At 71.9% G+C, this 19,307-nt stretch carries 19 protein-coding genes; 13 read left to right on the forward strand and 6 right to left on the reverse strand.

Translation table 11 applies throughout. The features are described from left to right. The first annotated feature begins 46 nt into the window (after nucleotides 1-46). Nucleotides 47-1,942 carry an ABC-F family ATP-binding cassette domain-containing protein gene (locus B9O00_RS30865; RefSeq protein WP_085127110.1) on the forward strand — a complete coding sequence of 632 codons (1,896 nt, stop codon included), beginning with the start codon at nucleotides 47-49 and terminating at the stop codon, nucleotides 1,940-1,942. 13 nt (nucleotides 1,943-1,955) lie between these two features. On the opposite strand, the gene B9O00_RS30870 is transcribed toward B9O00_RS30865, so the two are convergent. After that, entirely contained in the window at nucleotides 1,956-2,315 is a 360-nt protein-coding gene (locus tag B9O00_RS30870) for a hypothetical protein (RefSeq protein WP_085127112.1), read from the reverse strand. A 218-nt stretch (nucleotides 2,316-2,533) separates the two neighbouring features. On the opposite strand from B9O00_RS30870, the gene B9O00_RS30875 reads away from it, so the two are divergent. After that, nucleotides 2,534-3,499, forward strand: a complete 966-nt coding sequence (locus B9O00_RS30875) for a DMT family transporter (protein ID WP_085127115.1) — start codon at nucleotides 2,534-2,536, stop codon at nucleotides 3,497-3,499. Nucleotides 3,500-3,502: 3 nt separating this feature from the next. Here B9O00_RS30875 and B9O00_RS30880 read toward each other — a convergent pair whose 3' ends face one another. From B9O00_RS30880 to B9O00_RS30890, 3 genes are all read right to left on the reverse strand, one after another. Beyond that, complete coding sequence (locus B9O00_RS30880) at nucleotides 3,503-3,958, reverse strand: DNA polymerase III subunit chi (protein ID WP_085127117.1); 456 nt, start codon at nucleotides 3,956-3,958, stop codon at nucleotides 3,503-3,505. Nucleotides 3,959-3,987: 29 nt separating this feature from the next. Next, nucleotides 3,988-5,220, reverse strand: coding sequence for a sensor histidine kinase (locus B9O00_RS30885; RefSeq protein ID WP_143596424.1), 1,233 nt, complete (start codon nucleotides 5,218-5,220; stop codon nucleotides 3,988-3,990). A 184-nt stretch (nucleotides 5,221-5,404) separates the two neighbouring features. Then, nucleotides 5,405-6,952, reverse strand: a complete 1,548-nt coding sequence (locus B9O00_RS30890; RefSeq protein WP_085127121.1) for a leucyl aminopeptidase — start codon at nucleotides 6,950-6,952, stop codon at nucleotides 5,405-5,407. 287 nt (nucleotides 6,953-7,239) lie between these two features. Between B9O00_RS30890 and lptG the strand changes: the two genes are divergently transcribed. The 5 genes from lptG to rsmA all read left to right on the forward strand — a co-directional run bounded on the left by lptG (nucleotide 7,240) and on the right by rsmA (nucleotide 13,984). After that, a complete protein-coding gene (gene lptG, locus B9O00_RS30895) occupies nucleotides 7,240-8,367 on the forward strand; it encodes an LPS export ABC transporter permease LptG (RefSeq protein ID WP_085127123.1) in 1,128 nt (375 codons plus the stop codon). A 4-nt stretch (nucleotides 8,368-8,371) separates the two neighbouring features. Further along, on the forward strand, nucleotides 8,372-10,588 hold the full coding sequence (locus B9O00_RS30900; protein ID WP_085127125.1) for an LPS-assembly protein LptD: 2,217 nt from the start codon (nucleotides 8,372-8,374) through the stop codon (nucleotides 10,586-10,588). 180 nt (nucleotides 10,589-10,768) lie between these two features. Beyond that, a complete protein-coding gene (locus B9O00_RS30905) occupies nucleotides 10,769-12,043 on the forward strand; it encodes a peptidylprolyl isomerase (RefSeq protein WP_085127127.1) in 1,275 nt (424 codons plus the stop codon). Continuing rightward, nucleotides 12,043-13,110: a 4-hydroxythreonine-4-phosphate dehydrogenase PdxA gene (pdxA, locus tag B9O00_RS30910; RefSeq protein WP_085127129.1), complete on the forward strand. Its 1,068-nt coding sequence runs from the start codon at nucleotides 12,043-12,045 to the stop codon at nucleotides 13,108-13,110. The genes B9O00_RS30905 and pdxA overlap by 1 nt, the downstream gene beginning before the upstream one ends. Beyond that, nucleotides 13,103-13,984 carry a 16S rRNA (adenine(1518)-N(6)/adenine(1519)-N(6))-dimethyltransferase RsmA gene (gene rsmA, locus B9O00_RS30915; RefSeq protein ID WP_218822981.1) on the forward strand — a complete coding sequence of 294 codons (882 nt, stop codon included), beginning with the start codon at nucleotides 13,103-13,105 and terminating at the stop codon, nucleotides 13,982-13,984. Before pdxA ends, rsmA begins: the two co-directional genes overlap by 8 nt. 133 nt (nucleotides 13,985-14,117) lie before the next feature. On the opposite strand, the gene gmk is transcribed toward rsmA, so the two are convergent. Both gmk and B9O00_RS30925 read right to left on the reverse strand, forming a co-directional pair. Then, nucleotides 14,118-14,723 (reverse strand): guanylate kinase, encoded by a 606-nt coding sequence (gmk, locus tag B9O00_RS30920; RefSeq protein ID WP_085127132.1) that lies wholly within the window; start codon nucleotides 14,721-14,723, stop codon nucleotides 14,118-14,120. 45 nt (nucleotides 14,724-14,768) lie between these two features. After that, a complete protein-coding gene (locus tag B9O00_RS30925) occupies nucleotides 14,769-15,662 on the reverse strand; it encodes a YicC/YloC family endoribonuclease (RefSeq protein WP_218822982.1) in 894 nt (297 codons plus the stop codon). A 163-nt stretch (nucleotides 15,663-15,825) separates the two neighbouring features. Between B9O00_RS30925 and B9O00_RS30930 the strand changes: the two genes are divergently transcribed. The 6 genes from B9O00_RS30930 to tnpA all read left to right on the forward strand — a co-directional run. After that, nucleotides 15,826-16,455 carry a precorrin-8X methylmutase gene (locus B9O00_RS30930; protein ID WP_085127134.1) on the forward strand — a complete coding sequence of 210 codons (630 nt, stop codon included), beginning with the start codon at nucleotides 15,826-15,828 and terminating at the stop codon, nucleotides 16,453-16,455. Between the two features lie 327 nt (nucleotides 16,456-16,782). After that, nucleotides 16,783-17,559, forward strand: a complete 777-nt coding sequence (locus tag B9O00_RS30935) for an SDR family NAD(P)-dependent oxidoreductase (RefSeq protein ID WP_085127136.1) — start codon at nucleotides 16,783-16,785, stop codon at nucleotides 17,557-17,559. A 2-nt stretch (nucleotides 17,560-17,561) separates the two neighbouring features. Further along, the gene (locus tag B9O00_RS30940; RefSeq protein WP_085127138.1) at nucleotides 17,562-18,020 is read left to right on the forward strand and encodes a metallophosphoesterase family protein; all 459 of its coding nucleotides are present in this window, start codon (nucleotides 17,562-17,564) and stop codon (nucleotides 18,018-18,020) included. A 198-nt stretch (nucleotides 18,021-18,218) separates the two neighbouring features. Continuing rightward, entirely contained in the window at nucleotides 18,219-18,578 is a 360-nt protein-coding gene (locus tag B9O00_RS33595; protein WP_200808719.1) for a hypothetical protein, read from the forward strand. After that, nucleotides 18,485-18,970, forward strand: coding sequence for a dimethylsulfonioproprionate lyase family protein (locus B9O00_RS33600; protein WP_200808720.1), 486 nt, complete (start codon nucleotides 18,485-18,487; stop codon nucleotides 18,968-18,970). Before B9O00_RS33595 ends, B9O00_RS33600 begins: the two co-directional genes overlap by 94 nt. A 94-nt stretch (nucleotides 18,971-19,064) precedes the next feature. Then, nucleotides 19,065-19,307, forward strand: a 243-nt coding sequence (tnpA, locus tag B9O00_RS30950; RefSeq protein ID WP_143596425.1) for an IS66-like element accessory protein TnpA, incomplete at its 3' end; no start/stop codon positions are given.

The raw sequence follows: 19,307 nt of genomic DNA on the forward strand, positions 1-19,307 counted from the left end.
GGCGGCAATGGTGCAAGGCGGCGCCGGCCGTGCTAAATCGCCCGCCATGCTGCACATCAACGAGCTCACCTTCCGTCTGGGCCCGCGCGTCCTCCTGGAACGGGCGACGGCCGCGATCGACAAGGGCTGGCGCGTCGGCCTGGTCGGCCGCAACGGCACCGGCAAGACGACCCTGCTGCGCCTGATCGACGGCGAGGTCGCGCCCGACGGCGGCGACCTGCGCCTGACCGGCCGGGTGCGCACGGGCCGGCTAAAGCAGGAGGCGCCCTCCGGCCCGCAGCGACTGATCGACTTCGTGCTCGCCGCCGACACGGAGCGCTCGGCGCTGCTGGCCGAGGCCGAGACCGTGACCGACCCGCACCGCATCGCCGAGGTCCACGAGCGCCTGACCGTGATCCGCGCCGACAGCGCCCCCGCGCGCGCCGCACGCATCCTGGCCGGCCTCGGCTTCGACGAGGCGGCGCAGCAGCGCCGGCTCGACGAATACTCCGGCGGCTGGCGCATGCGCGTCGCGCTCGCCTCGCTGCTGTTCAGCGAGCCCGACCTGCTGCTGCTCGACGAGCCGACCAACCACCTCGACCTCGAAGCCTCGTTCTGGCTGGAGAGCTATCTGATCTCCTATCCCGGCACGGTGCTGCTGGTCAGCCACGACCGCGGCCTCTTGAACCGCGTGCCGACCAAGATCCTGCACCTCGAAGGCCAGAAGCTGACGCTCTACAGCGGCAACTACGACACCTTCGAGCGGACGCGGCGCGAGCGCCTCGAGCGCGAGGCATCGAGCAACGCCAAGATCCAGGCCCAGCGCCGGCACATCCAGGCCTTCGTCGACCGCTTCCGCTACAAGGCCTCGAAGGCCCGCCAGGCGCAGTCGCGCATCAAGATGCTGGAGAAGCTGCAGCCGATCGCCTCGGTGGTCGAGAACCAGACCGTCTCCTTCGACTTCCCGACCCCCGAGGCGCTGTCGCCGCCGATCATCTCGATGGAGGGCTGCGCCGTCGGCTACGAGCCGGGCCGGCCGATCCTGACGGATCTCGACCTCAGGCTCGACATGGACGACCGCATCGCCCTGCTCGGCGCCAACGGCAACGGCAAGTCGACCTTCGCCCGGCTGCTGGCCGGGCGGCTGAAGACCCAGGCCGGCCGGCTCAACCGCTCGCCCAAGCTCAAGGTCGGCTACTTCGCCCAGGACCAGGCCGAGACCCTGGACATGAGCGCGACCGCGCTCGCGCACATGGCCCGGCTGATGCCGATGGAGCCCGAGCAGCGGCTGCGCAACCACCTGGGCCGCTTCGGCTTCTCCGGCCAGAAGGCCGAGACCGCGGCGGGCAAGCTGTCGGGCGGCGAGCGCGCGCGCCTCGCCCTCGCCCTGGTCAGCCGAGAGAGCCCGCACCTGCTGATCCTCGACGAGCCGACCAACCACCTCGACATCGATTCCCGCGAGGCCCTGGTCCAGGCGCTCAATACCTTCGAGGGCGCCGTCGTCCTGGTCAGCCACGATGCCCATCTCGTCGAGATGGTCGCCGACCGCCTGTGGCTGGTCGCCGACGGCCACGTCGCCGGCTTCGAGGGCGACATGGCGGACTACCGCGAGCTGCTGCTGGCGCAGCGCCGGGCGGAACGGCGCGAAGCGCGCCAGGAGCGCGAGGCCGAGAAGGACAAGGCGCCCGTGGCCTCGGCCAAGGACCGCCGCAAGGCCGCGGCGGATGCGCGCGCGGCGGTCGCCCACCTGCGCCGCGCCGCCGAGCAGGCCGAGAAGGCGCTGCACCGCCTGCAGGCCGACAAGGCGAACCTGGAGGCCGCCCTGGCCAATCCCAAGCTCTACGACGGCGGCACGGAGAAGCTGACCGAGCTGCAGAAGCAGCATGCCGCGGTCGTGGCCAGGATCGCCGAGCAGGAAGAGCGCTGGCTGGAAGCCCAGAGCGAGCTGGAGGCGGCGTCCTAGCGGACGGGAGCGGTCAGTTGCTGTTGTTCAGGATGTTCGGGCTGTACTGCAGGATGCCCGGATAGGGTCCCTGGTAGGGATTGGTCGTCGGGTCCTTGGGCTGCACGGCCTCGCCGCAGCGCGGCCTGAGCGGCCCGCAGTCCCAGCGATAGCCGGCCTTGGTGCCGTCCATCAGGCTGGCCCGGAAATGCCTGCACTCGCAGAGCACCTGGACCTGGCAGAACAGCTGGCCCTCGCGCTCGGCCGTGCAGGCCGGCGGCTGGGCGTACCAGGGCGGCGGCGTGGTGCCGGTCGACTGGGCGCGGACCGGCAGCGCGGCCAGCGCGGCCGCCACCACGGCGAGCAGGGCAAGCAGAGCGAAACGCACGGCCATCGTCGGTCCTCCTGACGGCGACGCTACGCCGGCGCGGTTACCCGCCGGTTAACCGTGGCGGGCCGGAGGCGACGAAAATCGGCCGCCAAGGCCTGCGCGATTGTCACGGCTGTGCCGCCGATCGCGGCGTAGACTGCGCGGTCCTCTCATCCCTTCCGCCGGCCAGCCCCTCCGTGCCCGACCAGACCAGCCTCCCTAGCGACCTCCTGGAACCGGGCGTGCCGGCCGCGGTCAGCGAGCCGATCCCGGTCGCCGAGCCGCGGGCCGAGCCCGAGGTCGCGACCAGCGGCGACCGCACGGTCGAGGGCATCGCGCTTCTGGTGCTCGCGGTCGGGCTGTTCTCGATCATGGACGCGGCGGTCAAGTGGCTGGGCGCCGGCTACCCGACGCTCCAGATCGTCTTCTTCCGCAGCTTCTTCGCCTTCGTGCCTCTCGGCGTGATGATCTGGCGGGTCGGCGGGCTCAGCCAGGCGCTGCTGGTGCGCAACCCGCTGGACCAGGCGCTGCGCTGCCTGTTCGGCCTGACCTCGATGGTGCTGTTCTTCTACAGCTACTCGGAGATGCGCCTGGCCGACGCCATCGCCATCGGCTTCGCGGCGCCGGTCTTCGTCACGGCGCTGTCGATGCCGCTGCTCGGCGAGGCCGTCGGCTGGCGCCGCTGGCTGGCCTGCCTGGTCGGCTTCGGCGGCGTGCTGGTCATGCTGAAGCCGGGGGCGGGGACCTTCGAGCCGGCGGCCCTGGCGGCCCTGCTCGGCACGCTCACCTATGCCCTGGCGATCCTCTGGGTGCGCAAGCTCTCGAAGACCGAAAGCAACGTCTCGATCGTCATCTACTTCACCCTGACCACGACCCTGATCTCCGGCCTCGCCCTGCCCTTCGTCTGGATCACGCCGAGCCTGCCGGACCTGGCGCTGCTGATCGGCGTCGGCATCCTCGGCGGCATCGCCCAGATCGTCATGACCCAGGCCTACCGCCTGGCCGAGGTCTCGGTGCTGGTGCCCTTCGACTACACGGCGATGGTCTGGGCGACCGGGCTCGGCTGGCTGGTCTGGGGCGAGATCCCGGGGGCCAACATCTGGATCGGCTTCGCCCTGGTGCTGGTCAGCGGCCTCTACATCGTCCAGCGCGAGGCCCAGCTGCGCCGCAAGCGCGGCCTGGCGCGGCGGCTGCAGGTCCGGCGGTAGAGTTCAGCCGCCCTGGCGCTTCGACCAGGCGCCCCGCTCGTCCTGCTGCCAGTAGCTGAGCTCGTGGCCCTCCGCCTTCAGCTGGCGCCACTGGCCGCGCGCGGTCTCGACCGCCCGGGGGTCGCCGCCGTCGAACAGCAGGCAGCAGAGCTCGTAGCCCTCCAGGCCCTCGGCCGGCGCGCCGTCGCAGAGGAACAGGTAGCCGGCGCCGTTCGCGTTCCCGGCATCGGGCGTGATCCAGACCGGCTGCTCGGCCGGAAAGCCGTCCTTGGCCGTGCCGTGCGGCAGGAAGCCGCGCTCGTCGCGCCGCCAGAGCGCATCGGCCAGCTCCTCGCAGCGCTTCGCGTCGGTCATCCGGACCAGGGCGCGCTTGCCGCGCTCCAGGGTCTTGGCCAGCAGCTGCGGCAGCGCCGCCTCCAGCGGCGTGCGGGTCAGGTGGTAGAAGCGCACCTCGGTCATGAGGTGTCGTCTAGCACAGTTCGGCCCGGTCAGGCCCGCTCCAGGCGCGGCTGCTCCGCCTCGAGCAGCCGGGCGGCGGGCAGCGCGGCGCGCACCCGCGTGCCCTCGCCCAGGCGGCTGGCCAGCTCGAGACGACCGCCGTGCAGCTCGACGAAGGCCCGGCAGAGCGACAGGCCGAGGCCGGCGCCCTCGGTGCGCCGGGTGAAGGGGTCGTCCGAGCGGCCGAAGGTCTCCAGCACCTTCGGCAGCTCCTCTTCCGCGATGCCGATGCCGCTGTCCTCGACCTCGAAGAAGGGCCCCGCGTCGGTGTCGATGCCGGCACGCAACACGACCCGGCCGCCGCGCGGCGTGAACTTGACGGCGTTGGTGCCGAGGTTGAGCAGCACCTGCAGCAGCTTGCGCTCGTCGCCGAGCACCAGCAACGGGTCGCCGGGCAGGTCGACCGCCAGCTCCAGGCCGTGGCTGCGCGCGCGCGGCGACAGGGTGCGCGCGCCCGACTCGACCAGCGCCGACAGGCCGACCTGCTCCTCGAACAGGTCGAGCCGGCCGGATTCGGCCCGCGACAGGTCGAGCAGGTCGCTGATCAGCCGCAGCAGCAGGTGGCCGCTGCCGTGGATGTCGCGCAGATAGCCGAGCTGGCGCTCGTTCAGCGGGCCGACCACCGCGCTCTCGAGCAGCTCGGCGAAGCCGATCACGGCGTTGAGCGGCGTCCGCAGCTCGTGGCTGAGATTGGCGAGGAAGCTCGACTTCGCCTCGCTGGCCTGCTCGGCGGCGCGGCGCGCGAGCTCCAGCTCCAGGATGCGCTGGCGCTGGGTCAGCACCGACTCGCGCAGCAGGTCGAGGCTGCTGCCGACGCCGAGGTAGGTGCCGCCGCGGGTCACGATGAAGCCCTCGCCGAGGGCCGCGCCGCGGCTCTCGGCGATCAGCTCGAAGACCTCGTCGACAGTCATTTCCGCGTCGACGATCAGCGGCGAGCGGTTCATCAGCAGCCGGATCGGCCGACGCTCGTAGAGGGCGTGGCGCACCGGGTTGGTGATGCTGATCATCAGGGTGTCGCGGCTGACCATGCCGAGCGGCCGGCCCTCCTCCTGCACCGCGAGGCCGCGCAACCCCGGCTGACCCTCGAAGATCGCGAAGGTCTCGGAGCAGGAGAGGCTCGCCGGGATCGGCGGCAGGCGCCGGGCCAGCGGACCGATCCGCCGCTCGGCGGGATCGGAAGGCGCGGCCTCTTCGGCGCGGCGCTCGGCGCAAGCGTCGGTCACAGGACCCCCCAGATCCGGCCACATCGGCCCAGCCGTGCCGGCTAGACCTTTGTATCGCGCCGTATAGAGGCGGCGGCAGGCTTAACCGCCGGTTAAGGAATCGCCGAGGGCCGGTCGATTCGCCGATGAATTTTCCGTGTCGCTTCGATGAAGGCCCCGCCGGAAGACCCGACGGCGGCTGCCGTCACTTCTCGTAGTGCTCGCCGACCAGCCGGTCGAGCAGGCGCACGCCGAAGGCGGTCGCGCCCTTCGGCACGGTCGGCTTGTCCTTGTCCGACCAGGCCATGCCGGCGATGTCGAGGTGGGCCCAGGGCGTGCCCTCGTTGACGAAGCGCTGCAGGAACTGCGCGGCGGTGATCGAGCCGCCGTAGCGGCTGCCGACGTTCTTCATGTCGGCGATGTCGCTGTCGATCATGCGGTCGTAGGCCTCGCCGAGCGGCATCCGCCAGACCGTCTCGCCGACCGCCTTGCCGGCGGCGATCAGGCTGTCGGCCAAGCTGTCGTCGTTGGCGAACAGGCCGGCGTGCTCCTTGCCGAGCGAGACGATGATCGCGCCGGTCAGGGTCGCCAGGTCGACGATCATGCGCGGCCGGTAGGTCTCCTGCGCGTACCAGAGCGCGTCGGCCAGCACGAGCCGGCCCTCGGCGTCGGTGTTGATGACCTCGATGGTCTGGCCGGAGGCCGAGGTCACCACGTCGCCCGGCCGCTGGGCGTTGCCGTCGGGCATGTTCTCGACCAGGCCGCAGATGCCGACGACGCCGACCCGCGCCTTGCGCGAGGCCAGGGCGTGCATCAGGCCGAGCACGGTGCCGGCGCCGCCCATGTCCCACTTCATGTCCTCCATGCCGCCGGCCGGCTTGATCGAGATGCCGCCGGTGTCGAAGCACACGCCCTTGCCGACGAAGCAGAGCGGCGCCTCGCCGTGGCCGGCCTTGGTCCTGGCCTTCTTGCCGTCGCCCTTCTTGGCGTCCTGGGGCCTGCCGCTGCCGTGCCACTCCATGACCAGCAGCTGGGACTCGCGGGTCGAGCCCTGGCCGACGCCGAGCAGGGCGCCCATGCCGAGCTTCCGCATCTCCTTCTCGCCGAGCACGGTGATCCGGACGCCCAGCTTCTCGAGCTTGCGGGCGCGCTCGACGAAGCTCTCGGGAAAGATCACGTTGGCCGGCTCGGAGACGACGTCACGGGTCAGGAACACGCCGTCGACGATCGCCGAGAGGGCGTCGTAGCGCTTCTGCGCCTTCTTCGGCTCCTTGACGTGGAAGGTCAGGTCGCCGAGCGACAGCTTCTTATCCGCGCCTTCCTTGGTCTTGTACTTGTCGAAGCGGTAGCTGCGCAGGCGGGCGCCGAAGGCGATGTGCGCGGCCATATCGACCGCGGCGATGGCCGTGCCCTCGACGGTGTCTACGGCGATGCTGGCGCTGGTCTCGCCGACCGCGTTGAGCTGGCCGACCAGCTTGCCGCCGGCGTTCTCCAGCTCGAGCCCGGTGATTTCCGTCGGCTTGCCGAGGCCGAGCAGCAGCACCCGCGGGCTGTCGATGCCGGCGGGCGCCAGGATCTCCAGCAGTTGCCCCCTCTTGCCGGTGAAGCGGCTGCCGGCGATGGCCCGGCCGACGGCGCCGCCGGTCGCCTCGTCGACCGCCGCGGCCGAGGCCGACAGCCGCTTCTCGTCGGTGACGGCCACGACGAGCGTGCCGGCGGTCTTAACGGTCGGGGCGGCAAAGGCGATGCGCATGGGGGTCGGGCTCCACAAGCTGCTGCGGCGCGGCCCTCCGGCGCGCGCTTTTCCCGGATAGACATAGGGTCTGGGGCGCGGCGACGTCAACGAAACGCCCCGCGGGCGGAGCGGACGCCGTCACCGTCCCGCGCGAACCGGCGACGGCGGCCTCGCCGCGACCGGCTTGACGCTGGACGAACCTGCCTTGGAGCCGCTATCCCTGTCCTACGGGAGACCGGCGAAGAACCGACGGGGACGACAACAAGCCATGGCCCATTGCGCCCGGCCGAGCGGCGGAGGCTGACGTGAGCGATTTCGCTCTGCCGCAGATGCGCCGGCTGAAGCTGTCGCCGACCCTGTCGTTCTACATCGCGCGGCAGTTCTGCGGCTGGTTCTTCGGCCTCTACGTCTCTCTCGCCTTCATCATCTTCCTGGTCTCGATCATCGACCTGGTCGATCGCCTGTCGACCCAGGAGAAGACGCCGCTGTCGATCGTCATCGAGATGGCGCTCTACCGGCTGCCCTTCTTCGCCCAGGAGATCCTGCCCTTCACCATCCTGGGCGCGGGCATGTTCACCTTCTGGAAGCTGACCCGGACCAACGAGCTGGTGGTCGCGCGCGCCGCCGGCATCTCGGCCTGGCAGTTCCTGCTGCCGGCGGTCAGCGTCTCGCTGATCATCGGCGTGCTCGCCGTCGGCGTGCTCAACCCGATCTCCGCGGTGATGCTGAAGCAGTACGACGCGCTCGAGGCGCGCTACATCAAGAACCGCGTCTCGGAGCTCTCGGTCTCGCAGAGCGGCCTCTGGCTGCGCCAGCCGGAAAAGGGCGGCCAGACCGTGATCCACGCCCAGCGGGCGGCGCAGACCGGCATGACGCTCCAGGACGTCACCTTCTACGTCTTCAAGGGCGAGGACGACTTCGTGCGACGGATCGACGCGAAGAGCGCCCAGCTGCTGGAGGGGCAGTGGCTGGTCCGCGACGCCCACGTCTCGGTGCCGGGCGTGCCGACGACCAGCGAGCCGGAGCTGACGCTGCCGACGACCCTGACTTCGGAGAAGATCCTCGACAGCTTCTCGCCGCCCGAGACGATCTCGTTCTGGAATCTGCCCGGCTTCATCAGGCTGCTGGAGCGCGCCGGCTTCCGCGCGACGCGCCACCTGCTGCAGTTCCACAAGCTGCTGTCGCTGCCCATGCTGTTCACCGCGATGGTCCTGCTCTCGGCCAGCTTCTCGCTCCGGCCGCAGCGGCGCGGCAAGGTCGGCGTCATCCTGCTGACCGGCGTGGTCATCGCCTTCATGCTGTATTTCCTGACCAACTTCGTCTTCGCGCTGGGGCTCTCGGGCAAGATCCCCGTGCTGCTCGCGGCCTGGTCGCCCGCCGGCATCTCGCTGATGATCGGTGCCACCATGCTGCTCCATCTCGAGGACGGCTGACCGAATGGCCGGGGGGCTCTTGACGGAACCGAACAGGAGACGGCGGCTGGGGCTGGCGGCGCTGGCCGTCGTCGCCTGCCTGGCGCTCGGCAGTGGCCGCGCGGCGGCCCAGGAAGGCATCGCCAGCAACGAGCCGGCCGCCTTCACCGCCGACGAGGTCAACTACGACGACGCCCTCGGCGTGGTCACCGCGCGCGGCCACGTCGAGATCAACCAGGGCAAGCGGATCCTGCTGGCCGACACGGTCACCTACAACCTGAAGACCCAGGTGGTGACGGCCTCGGGCAACGTCTCGCTGCTCGAGCCGACCGGCGACGTGCTGTTCGCCGAGTACGCCGAGCTGACCGACGACATGGCCGAGGGCTTCATCCGCGGCGTCAAGGTGCTGCTGAGCGACAACAGCCGCATGGTCGGCACGACGGCGCTGCGCACCGCGGGCAACCGGACCTCGCTCAAGAACGCCGTCTACTCGCCCTGCAACCTGTGCCGCGAGGACCCGACCGCCGCGCCGGTCTGGCAGATCAAGGCCGACAAGATCGTCCACGACAAGCAGGAGCACATCGTCCGCTACAAGAACGCCCGGCTCGAGGCCTTCGGCCTTCCGGTCTTCTTCACCCCCTACTTCGACCATCCGGATCCGACGGTTCAGAAGAAGTCGGGCTTCCTGGCGCCCTCGTTCGGCAACTCGACCTTCCAGGGCAGCTACTTCGACGTCCCCTACTTCCTGAACTTCTCCAACAACCACGACATGACGATCACGCCGCGCTTCTCGACCGAGCAGACGCTGCTGCTCGGCGTCGAGCACCGGATCCTGTTCGAGGACGGGCGGATCATCACGCGGGTCAGCGGCACGCGCTCCGACCTCCAGCCGAACCAGGGCGACCGGCTGCACGACGTGCTCCGCGGCGACATCGACCAGGAGGCCCGCTTCGACTTCAACGACTACTTCCGCGGCGGCTGGGACCTCAACCGCTCGACCGACAAGACCTATCGCAGCACCTTCGGCTTCGGCACCGAGGACCGCCTGACCAGCCGCGGCTTCGTCGAGGGCTTCCGCGGCCGCAACTACTTCTCGGCCAACAGCTTCTGGTACCAGACCCAGCGCGTCGGCGAGTCCGACGACCAGCAGGTCATCGCACTGCCGACGATCGACGCCAACTACGTCAGCGAGCCCGGCCGGGCCGGCGGCTACTACACCTTCGACGCCAACGTCTGGAACCTGACCCGCCTGCAGGGCCGCGACAGCCGCCGCGCCTCGGCGATCACCGCCTGGAACCTGCCCTATACCAGCCCGCTCGGCGACGTCTATCGCTTCCGCGTCGGCGTCCAGAGCGACCTCTACTTCGTCAACGACTTCGACCCGAACAACCCCGACAACGTCGATCCGACGAACGGCCAGAACTTCACGACCGGCCGGGTCTTCCCGCAGATGAGCCTGGAGTGGCGCTATCCCTGGGCCGGCCCGGTCGGCGATTCGACCCAGATCATCGAGCCGATCGTCCAGGGCGTGGTCGCGCCGGGCTTCAACCAGAACAGCGACATCCCGAACGAGGACAGCGTCGACTTCGAGTTCGACGACACCAACATCTTCCAGCCCAACCGCTTCACCGGCCGCGACCTGATCGACACCGGCAGCCGCGTCGACTACGGCCTGCAGTACAGCTTCGTGTCGCCCGGCGGCCTGTTCTCCCAGGCCTTCGTCGGCCAGAGCTGGCGGCCGGTCACCGAGGGCGTGTTCGCGCCGGGCTCCGGTCTCGAGGACAACTTCTCGGACTACGTCGGCCGCGTGTTCCTGCAGCCGATCCCGGAACTCGACCTGACCTATCGCTTCCGCGCCAACAAGGACACGCTCGACCTCAGCCGCAGCGAGGCGACGCTGACCACGGGCATCCCCGCCTTCCGCCTGTCGCTGAACTACCTGTCGATCCAGGGCAACCAGACGACGAGCAACGGCACGACGACCGGCTTCCCGGACCGCGAAGAGATCTCGCTCAGCGTCAGCTCGCAGCTGACGTCCTACTGGCACGGCACGGTCAGCGCGACCCGCGACCTGATCGCCAACGAGACGCGCGACATCTCCGAGAGCCTGTTCTACCAGGATGAATGCGTGCTGATCGGCTTCAACCACACGACCTCGTTCACCAACAACAGCGAGGTCGACACCAATTCGCAGTTCACCTTCTTCCTGACCCTGAAGTACCTCGGCAACGTCGCCGGCTGACCGCCGGAGCGCGACGGCATCGGGCCCTCCGGGGTCGCCCGGGATGCCCCCGGCTGCCGCGATTTGTCCCGTCTCGCCCGCATTGTCGCGGGGGGCGAGGGCAGCCTATTCTTGCGTCCGCCCGGTCCGCCCCGTAGACCAGGGCCCGAGACCCTGCCGAGACCATCGAAAGCCGATCCGATGACGGTCCGCCGCCTGTTGCTCCGCCTTCTGCTGCTGCCCCTGCTCGCGGCCCCGCTGGCCGCCACGGCGCTGACCGAAGCACCCCGCCCGGCGGCCGCCGAGGAGGTCATGCGCGCCGCAGCGGTGGTCAACGACGAGATCGTCTCGCAGCTCGACCTGGAGATGCGCCTGCGCATCGCCATGGCCGGTGCCGGCGTCAAGGACACCCCCGAGACGCGCCAGCGCCTGCTGCGCCCGGTGATGCGCCAGCTGATCGACGAGCGGCTGGAGATGCAGGAGGCCAAGCGCCTGGGCATCTCGGTGCCCGACGAGGCGGTCGACGACGCCTTCACGCGCATCGCCAAGAACAACAGAATGGCTCCCGAGCAGTTCGCGGAGGTCATGAAGAAGGCCGGCATCCTGCCCGAGGCCCTGAAGCAGCAGGTGCGGGCGGCGCTGACCTGGCGGGCGGTGATCGACCGCCGGATCCGCCCGAAGATCCAGGTCGGCGAGGACGAGGTCACCGACCTGCTGGCCCGCCTGAAGGAGGGCGAGGGCCAGGAGGTCGTGCGCGTCGCCGAGATCTTCCTCAGCTTCGACAACGCCGACCAGGAAGCCGAGGTGCGCAGCACGGCCGAGCGGCTGATCGAGCAGATCCGCCAGGGCGCGACCTTCTCGGAGGTCGCCCGCCAGTTCTCCCAGGCGGCCACCGCCTCGGTCGGCGGCGACCTCGGCTGGCTGCTGCAGAAGGAGCTGGCGCCCGAGGTCGCGGCCCAGGTCGCCAAGATGAAGCCCGGCGAAATGGTCGGGCCGATCCGCTCGGTCTCCGGCTACTACATCGTGCTGCTGCGCGACCGCCGCAAAGGCGGCGAGGGCTCCGGCGAGACCAGGCTGCGCCTGAGCCGGATCGCGATCCCGGTGCAGCCGGGCCAGGAGCAGGCCGCCGTCGCCGAGGCGGCGCGCCAGACCAAGAACATCCAGAGCTGCGCCCAGGCCGACGCGATCGCGGCCAAGGTCGGCGGCCAGACCTCCGAGAGCGCCGGCGACCTGACCATGGAGCAGATCCCGGCCTCGGTCCGCGACCTGGTCAGCAAGCTGCCGATCGGCCAGCCGAGCCAGCCGATCGTCGCCAACGGCGCCGCCAACGTGCTGGTGGTCTGCCTGCGCGAGCAGAAGGACGGCCTGGGCCGCGACCAGATCACCGAGCGGCTGACCCAGCAGAAGGTCGAGCTGGAGACCCAGCGCTACCTGCGCGACCTGCGCCGCGCGGCGAACATCGACATCCGCGTGTGATGCCCGCCGCCCCGGCCGACGCCCGCCTGCCGCTCGCCCTGACCATGGGCGAGCCGGCCGGCATCGGCGGCGAGATCGCGCTCGCCGCCTGGCTCAGGCGCGACGCCGAGCGCCTGCCGCCCTGCTTCCTGATCGACGATCCCCGGCGCCTCGCCGCCCTGGCCGGGCGGCTCGGCCTGGCGGTCCCGGTCGAGACGATCGCCGGGCCCGAGCAGGCGCTCGCGGCCTGGCCGCGCGCCCTGCCCGTGCTGCCGCTCGACGCGCCGGTCGAGGCTCTGCCCGGGCGGCCCTCGGCGGCGACGGCCGGCGCCGTGCTGGACTCGATCCGCCGCGCCGTCGCCCTGGTCCGGGAGGGCCGCGCCGGCGCCGTGGTCACCAACCCGATCCAGAAGTCAGCGCTCTACGAGGCCGGCTTCCGCCATCCGGGCCACACCGAGTTCCTGGCCGAGCTGGCCGGCGAGGGCGCGGTGCCGATCATGATGCTGGCCTGCCCGGAGCTGCGCGTCGTGCCGGTCACGGTGCACCTCTCGCTCCGGCGCGCCATCGAGACGCTGACGAGCGCGGCGATCGTCCAGGCCGGGCGGATCACGGCGGCGGCGCTGGCCCGGGACTTCGCGATCGCCCGGCCGCGCCTCGCCGTCGCCGGCCTCAATCCCCACGCCGGGGAAGGCGGCGCCATGGGCGCCGAGGACCTGGAGACCGTCGCCCCGGCGGTCGCCGAGCTGCGCGATCGCGGCGTCGAGGCGGTCGGGCCGCTGCCCGCCGACACGCTGTTCCACGCCGCTGCGCGCCGCCGCTACGACGCCGCGCTCTGCATGTACCACGACCAGGCGCTGATCCCGGTCAAGACCCTGGACTTCGAGGGCGCGGTCAACGTCACCCTCGGCCTGCCCTTCGTGCGCACCTCGCCGGACCACGGCACCGCGCTCGACATCGCCGGCAGCGGCAAGGCCGACCCGGCCAGCCTGATCGCCGCCCTGCGCCTCGCCGGCAGCATGGCCGAGGCGCGCGCCCGTGCCGGCGAGCGGCCGCCGGCGCCGCGCTCCGGCGCCACCGCCTTTGCCTGAGACCGCGGCCCCGCCGGCCCCCGGGGCCGGCGCGCTGGAGGCGCTGCCGCCGCTGCGCGAGGTCATCGCCCGCCACGGCCTGGGCGCGCGCAAGTCGCTGGGCCAGCACTTCCTGCTCGACCTCAACCTGACCGGCCGCATCGCGCGCAGCGCCGGCGACCTGTCGCGGGGCACGACGATCGAGGTCGGCCCGGGCCCCGGCGGCCTGACCCGCGCCTTGCTGCTGGCCGGCGCCCGCCGGCTCGTCGCGATCGAGCGCGACGAGCGCTGCCGCGAGGCCCTCGCCGAGATCGCCGCGGCCAGCGGCGGCCGGCTCGAGGTCCTGGAGGCCGACGCCCTGACCGTCGCCGCCGAGACGCTCGGCAAGGCGCCGCGCCGGATCGTCGCCAACCTGCCCTACAACGTCGCGACCCCGCTGCTGCTCGGCTGGCTGGCGGCGCTGGCGCGCGATCCCGGGGCCTTCGAGTCGCTGACCCTGATGTTCCAGAAGGAGGTCGCCGAGCGGCTCTCGGCCACGCCGCGCAGCAAGGCCTACGGCCGGCTCGCGGTGATGACCCAGTGGCTCTGCGAGGTCGATGCGCTGTTCGACCTGCCGGCGCGCGCCTTCACGCCGCCGCCCAAGGTCGTCTCCAGCGTCGTCCGCCTGACACCGCGGCCGCGGCCGCTGGCGCCCGCCGAGGCGGCCGTGCTGGAGCGCGTCACCGCCGCCGCCTTCGGCCAGCGCCGCAAGATGCTGCGCCAGTCGCTGAAGAGCCTGGGCCGTGATCCCCTGCCCCTGCTCGCCGCCTGCGGCATCGCCGAGACGGCCCGGGCCGAGGAGCTGGGCGTGGCGCAGTTCTGCGCGCTCGCCGAGGTGCTGCGGGCGGCGGGGTAGGATCGCGAGCCCCAATTCGCTTCGTCCTGAGCCCGTCGAAGGGCGGAGCGAAGCCGGCCCGGGCGGTGGCGCTTTGGCTCCAAGGTTCGACAGGCTCACCATGAAGCCAATGGGCGAGCAGACGGAGAGCTCCCTACCCTTCCCCGCGCAGCTGCTTGACGAAGGAATCGAGGCCGATCAGGCGCTTCAGGCGTCGGCGCTCGGCGGTCAGGATCGCCTTGGCCTCGACGACCGCCCGTTCGACCTGCTCGTTGACGATGATGTAGTCGTAGGCGTCGTAGTGGCTCATCTCGTCGGCGGCCTTGGCCATGCGCTGGGCGACGACCTCGTCGCTGTCCTGCGCCCGCGTGTGCAGGCGCCGCTCCAGCTCCTCGATGGACGGCGGCAGGATGAAGACCCGGACGACGTCGTCGGGCATCTTCGAATAGACCTGCTGGGTGCCCTGCCAGTCGATGTCGAACAGCACGTCGCGACCGGCCGCCAGCGCCTTCTCGACCGGCCCACGGGGCGTGCCGTAGCGGTTGCCGAAGACGACGGCGTGCTCCAGCAGCTCGCCGCCCTGGGCCATGCGCTCGAAGGCGGCATGGTCGACGAAGTGGTAGTCGATCCCGTCGCGCTCGCCCGGCCGCTTCGGGCGGGTCGTCGCCGAGATCGAGAGCTGCAGGTTGTCGTCGTCCTCGAGCAGCTTGCGCGAGATCGTCGTCTTGCCGGCGCCCGAGGGCGACGACAGCACGAACATCAGCCCGCGCCGGCGGAAGCGCGCAGTCCGTCTGGCCACGAGCGGCTACTCCAGGTTCTGGATCTGCTCCTTGAGGCGGTCGATCGCCGCCTTGAGGTCGAGCCCGAGGCGGGTCAGATCGAGGTCGCTCGACTTGGAGCAGAGGGTGTTGGCCTCGCGGCCGAATTCCTGGCAGAGGAAGTCGAGGCGCCGGCCGACGGCCTGGCCCTCGGCGAGCAGCGCCCGGGCCGCCTCGACGTGGCCGTCCAGGCGGTCCAGCTCCTCGCGGATGTCGGCCTTGGTGGCGAGCAGCGCCGCCTCCTGGGCCAGGCGCTCCTCGGACAGGGCCGGGCTCGCCTGCAGCAGCGCCTCGACCTGCTCCTTGAGCCGGGCGCGCAGCGCCTCGGGCTGAGTCACGGCCAGCGTCCGGGCCCGCGCCACCAGCCCCGCGACCTCGGCCAGGTGGCCCTCGACGACGGCGCCGAGGCGCGCGCCCTCGGCCTCGCGGTCGGCAGCCAGGCGCTCCAGCCCCTTGTCGAAGTCGGCGAGCGCCGCGACCAGGCGCGCCTCGCGGGTCTCGGGATCGTCGGGCTCCTCGGCGACCTCGACGACGCCGCGCAGCGCCAGGATCGTCTCGAACTCCGGGCGCGGCAGCTTCATCGACTGGGCGAGGTCGACGGCCTGGCGGTAGAGCTCGGCGAAGGCCTCGGCGTCGATGCGCGGCCGGGCGCGGGCGGCGGCGCTGGCGTACTGGAAGCCGACCTGGACGTTGCCGCGCCGGAGCCGCGCCGCCGCCTTCTGGCGCAGCGGCTGCTCCATCGCGTCCCAGCCGGCCGGCAGGCGGCAGCGCAGGTCCAGGCCCTTGCCGTTGACGCTCTTCAGCTCCCAGGTCCAGGTCATGCCGCCGTCGCCGCCGTCGACGCGTGCGAAACCGGTCATCGAGGAAAGCGGCGCGGCCATGGCAAAGGGGACTCTCGGCGGCTGGCGGGAAAGGTGCGGCACTCTATCGGCTGGCCCGGAGCCGGACAAGCCGATGCGGCCGGCGGCCGTTCCGGCCATGCCTGTTGCCCGCCGCCGGCCGGCCCCGCTATGACCGGGCGCGGCAGCGCGGAAGGAAGCGGCAATGGCCTTCGACTACATCCGGGACGGCGCGGAGATCTACCGCCGCTCCTTCGCGGCGATCCGGCAGGAGGCCGACCTGTCGGGCCTGCCCGACGACCTCTCGACGGTCGCGGTGCGGATGATCCACGCCTGCGGCATGACCGACCTGCCGGCCGGGCTCGCCTGGTCGCCGGACTTCGTGGTCCGGGCGCGGGCGGCGCTGAAGGGCGGCGCGCCGATCCTCTGCGACGCCCGCATGGTCGCCATGGGGATCACCCGCAGCCGCCTGCCGGCCGACAACCGGGTGGTCTGCGGCCTCGACGACCCGCGGGTCCCGGACCTCGCCGGACGGCTCGGCACGACCCGCTCGGCGGCGGCGCTCGAGCTCTGGCGGCCCGAGCTGGAAGGCGCCGTGGTCGCGATCGGCAACGCGCCGACCGCCCTCTTCCACCTGCTCGAGCTGCTCGACGGCGGCGCGCCGCGGCCGGCGGCGATCGTCGGCATCCCGGTCGGCTTCGTCGGCGCGGTCGAGAGCAAGGCGGCCCTGGCCGCCGACAGCCGCGGCGTGCCCTTCCTGACGCTGCACGGCCGGCGCGGCGGCAGCGCGATCACGGCCGCCGCGATCAATGCCTTAGCCAGCGAGCGGGAATGAAACATCCCGTTCACAACCGTTCGCGTTCTCGTGATGCGACGCGCGCCCGGAACGTCCCATATTAGGCACTGGACGGACCGACAGGAGCCTCCCCCCAGGCTCCCCGGGAGCGTCCCGGGCAGGCACATCCCCCCAAGCGTGCCCGCTCGATCCTTCCTCTTGTCTGTCCCCGGGGGTGGCGCCCGCCCCGGCGCCACCCCCACGTTTCCGGTGGCGCCCGCCCCCCCCTCGCCGCCCACCCGCCCTTGCCGCCCACCCGCCCTTGCCGCCCACCCGCCCTTGCCGCCCACCCTTGCCGGCCTGGTCCCGCTGCGCGAGGCTGAGGCCATGACGCCGCGCCTTCCCGACCCCCGCCACGTCCTGATCACCGGCGCCTCGAGCGGCCTCGGCGCCGCCCTCGCCCGCGCCTACGCCGCGCCCGGCCTGCGGCTGTCCCTGGGCGGCCGCGACGCCGGACGGCTCGAGGCGGTCGCCGCCGACTGCCGGGCCGCCGGCGCCGAGGCCGACGCTGCGGCCGTCGACGTCACCGACCGCGAGGGGCTCCACGCCTGGATCGCCGAGGCCGACGCGGCGCAGCCCCTCGACCTCGTGATCGCCAACGCCGGCATCTCGGCCGGCACCGGCCGCGAGGGCTTCGAGAGCGCCGCGCAGACCCGGCGGATCCTGGCGACCAACGTCGAGGGCCTGGTCGAGACCGTGCTGCCGGCGATCGAGCGCATGAAGGCGCGGCGCCGGGGCCAGCTCGCCCTCATGGCCTCGCTCGCCGGCTACCGCGGCTTCCCGGGCGCGCCGGCCTACTGCGCCTCGAAGGCCTTCGTGAAGGTCTGGGGTGAGGCGCTGCGCGGCCACCTGAGGCCCGAGGGCATCGCCGTCTCGACGATCTGCCCGGGCTACGTCGCGACGCCGATGACCGAGGTCAACAGCTTCCCGATGCCCTTCCTGATGAGCCCCGAGCGCGCCGCCCGGATCATCCGCCGCGGCCTCGCCCGCGACCGCGCGCGCATCGCCTTTCCCTGGCCGACCGCCTTCGGCGCTTGGCTGGCCGGCGCCCTGCCCCCGGCCTGGACCGATCCCCTGCTGATGCGCCTGCCGGAGAAGGAGTGAGCATGCGCATCTGCGTGATCTCCGACACCCACGGCCTGTTGCGCCCCGAGGCGGTCGAGCGGCTCAGCGGCGTCGAACGGATCCTCCACGCCGGCGACATCGGCCGGCCCGAGGTGATCGAGGAACTGGAGACGCTGGCGCCGGTGACGGCGGTACGCGGCAACGTCGACCTCGGCGACTGGGCGGAGGCCTTTCCCGAGACGGCGGTGGTGCAGTGCGCCGGCCGCTCGCTCTATCTGCTGCACGACGTCAAGCAGCTCGCCCTCGACCCCGCCGCCGAGGGCATCGAGGTCGTGATCTCCGGCCACTCCCACAAGCCGCGCATCGAGACCGAGGGCGGCGTGCTCTACCTCAACCCCGGCAGCGCCGGCCCGCGCCGCTTCAGCCTGCCGATCGCCCTGGCAATCCTGGAGCTGGGGCCCGGGGCACCGCGGGCCGAGATCCTGGAGATCGAACCTTAGCCGCCGCGCCGGTCCGGCCCCCGGCTCGGCATTCCCGGCCCCTCTCGACTTTCCGGGCCGCCCTGCGCCAAGCTGGAGCCCGCCGCGGCCGCCCGGCGCCGCCGCGGCACGACCGTCCTCCACCGCCCCGGACGCCAGCGGGAGCCTGACCATGCCCGACCTCCTCCTGACCGCACCGCCCGCCAGGTCTTCCGCCCCGTGACGGAAGCGTCCGCGAGCGAGACCACCGCGACCGCGGCCGCCGAGGCCGGCACATCCGAAGGCGCGGCGGCTCCAGCCCAGCGCCTGCACGACTGCCCGGACTGGCTCTACCTGCTGCGCGAGTTCGACACGCTCTACCGGGCCGGCCTGGCCGGCGGCAGCCGGCTGATCCGCTCGCACCGCAAGCGCGTGCGCGAGACGCTCTCCGCGATCATCGACGCCGACCCGGCGGTCGCCTCGCGCGGTGTGCCGCCGCCAAGCCCGTGGTCGCCTACCTGCCGCGCGCCCTCGACCTGGGCAAGCGCGGCGCCGTCCGCGACATGGCGCGCGCCCTGCTGCGGGTCACGCCGGAGCTGACCTGGGAGTACGGCTACGAGCGCATCCCCAAGGCGCTGGCCCGCAAGTACGCCTACTGCGAGGTGCTCGGCCCGCGCGGGCCAGTGCGCAGCGAGCGCCTGGTGCTCGGCTTCGTGCTCTTCGCGCCGAACACGACCTATCCGCAACACAGCCATCAGGAGATCGAAGAGAGCTACATCTCGATCGCTGGCTCCTGGTCGGAGAACGACGCCGCGGTCTACGCCCCCGGCTCGCTGATCCTGAACCGCTCCAGCCACGAGCACCGCATCACCACCGCCGCCCTGGAGCCCTGCCTGCTGGCCTACGCCTGGATCGGCCCGGAGGACCGTCTGCACGCCCCCGGCATGAAGCTCTCCTCGACCCGCAAGGCGCGGATGTCGCAGGGGATTTGAAGGGGGGGGATGGAGAGTACGCCTCCGGTGAGAGCCGCCTTGCGGGATAGCGGGATCGTGGGAAGGTCCTAGGGGTAATCCTAGGAGTAGCCCTATGACGATACCGCGGGTCGAGGTGATCACGTCCGTTGAGCGGCGGCGGCACTGGTCGCGTGCGGAGAAGGAGCGGCTGGTCGCGGCGAGCCTGGAGCCGGGCGTGACGGTCTCGGAGGTGGCGCGCTCGGCGGGCCTGCACGTCAGCCAGCTGTTCCGCTGGCGCAAGCAGCTCTGCACGCGGATCGACGCTCCGCCGGCGCCCGAGTCCCAGGCGCTGGTGCCGGTGCAGATCGTGCCGGAC

The organism is Tistlia consotensis USBA 355 (assembly GCF_900177295.1).
In the GTDB taxonomy this organism is placed as follows: Bacteria; Pseudomonadota; Alphaproteobacteria; order Kiloniellales; family DSM-21159; genus Tistlia; species Tistlia consotensis.

Excerpts from the sequence above, each read along its gene's own strand:
- pdxA (WP_085127129.1), top strand. The coding sequence starts at position 12,043 with ATGCCCGCCGCCCCGGCCGACGCCCGCCTGCCGCTCGCCCTGACCATG.
- B9O00_RS30890 (WP_085127121.1), bottom strand. The coding sequence starts at position 6,952 with ATGCGCATCGCCTTTGCCGCCCCGACCGTTAAGACCGCCGGCACGCTC.
- B9O00_RS30880 (WP_085127117.1), bottom strand. The coding sequence starts at position 3,958 with ATGACCGAGGTGCGCTTCTACCACCTGACCCGCACGCCGCTGGAGGCG.
- gmk (WP_085127132.1), bottom strand. The coding sequence starts at position 14,723 with ATGTTCGTGCTGTCGTCGCCCTCGGGCGCCGGCAAGACGACGATCTCG.
- B9O00_RS30940 (WP_085127138.1), top strand. The coding sequence starts at position 17,562 with ATGCGCATCTGCGTGATCTCCGACACCCACGGCCTGTTGCGCCCCGAG.
- B9O00_RS30930 (WP_085127134.1), top strand. The coding sequence starts at position 15,826 with ATGGCCTTCGACTACATCCGGGACGGCGCGGAGATCTACCGCCGCTCC.
- B9O00_RS30900 (WP_085127125.1), top strand. The coding sequence starts at position 8,372 with ATGGCCGGGGGGCTCTTGACGGAACCGAACAGGAGACGGCGGCTGGGG.
- B9O00_RS30865 (WP_085127110.1), top strand. The coding sequence starts at position 47 with ATGCTGCACATCAACGAGCTCACCTTCCGTCTGGGCCCGCGCGTCCTC.
- B9O00_RS30870 (WP_085127112.1), bottom strand. The coding sequence starts at position 2,315 with ATGGCCGTGCGTTTCGCTCTGCTTGCCCTGCTCGCCGTGGTGGCGGCC.
- B9O00_RS30935 (WP_085127136.1), top strand. The coding sequence starts at position 16,783 with ATGACGCCGCGCCTTCCCGACCCCCGCCACGTCCTGATCACCGGCGCC.
- B9O00_RS30905 (WP_085127127.1), top strand. The coding sequence starts at position 10,769 with ATGACGGTCCGCCGCCTGTTGCTCCGCCTTCTGCTGCTGCCCCTGCTC.
- B9O00_RS30925 (WP_218822982.1), bottom strand. The coding sequence starts at position 15,662 with ATGGCCGCGCCGCTTTCCTCGATGACCGGTTTCGCACGCGTCGACGGC.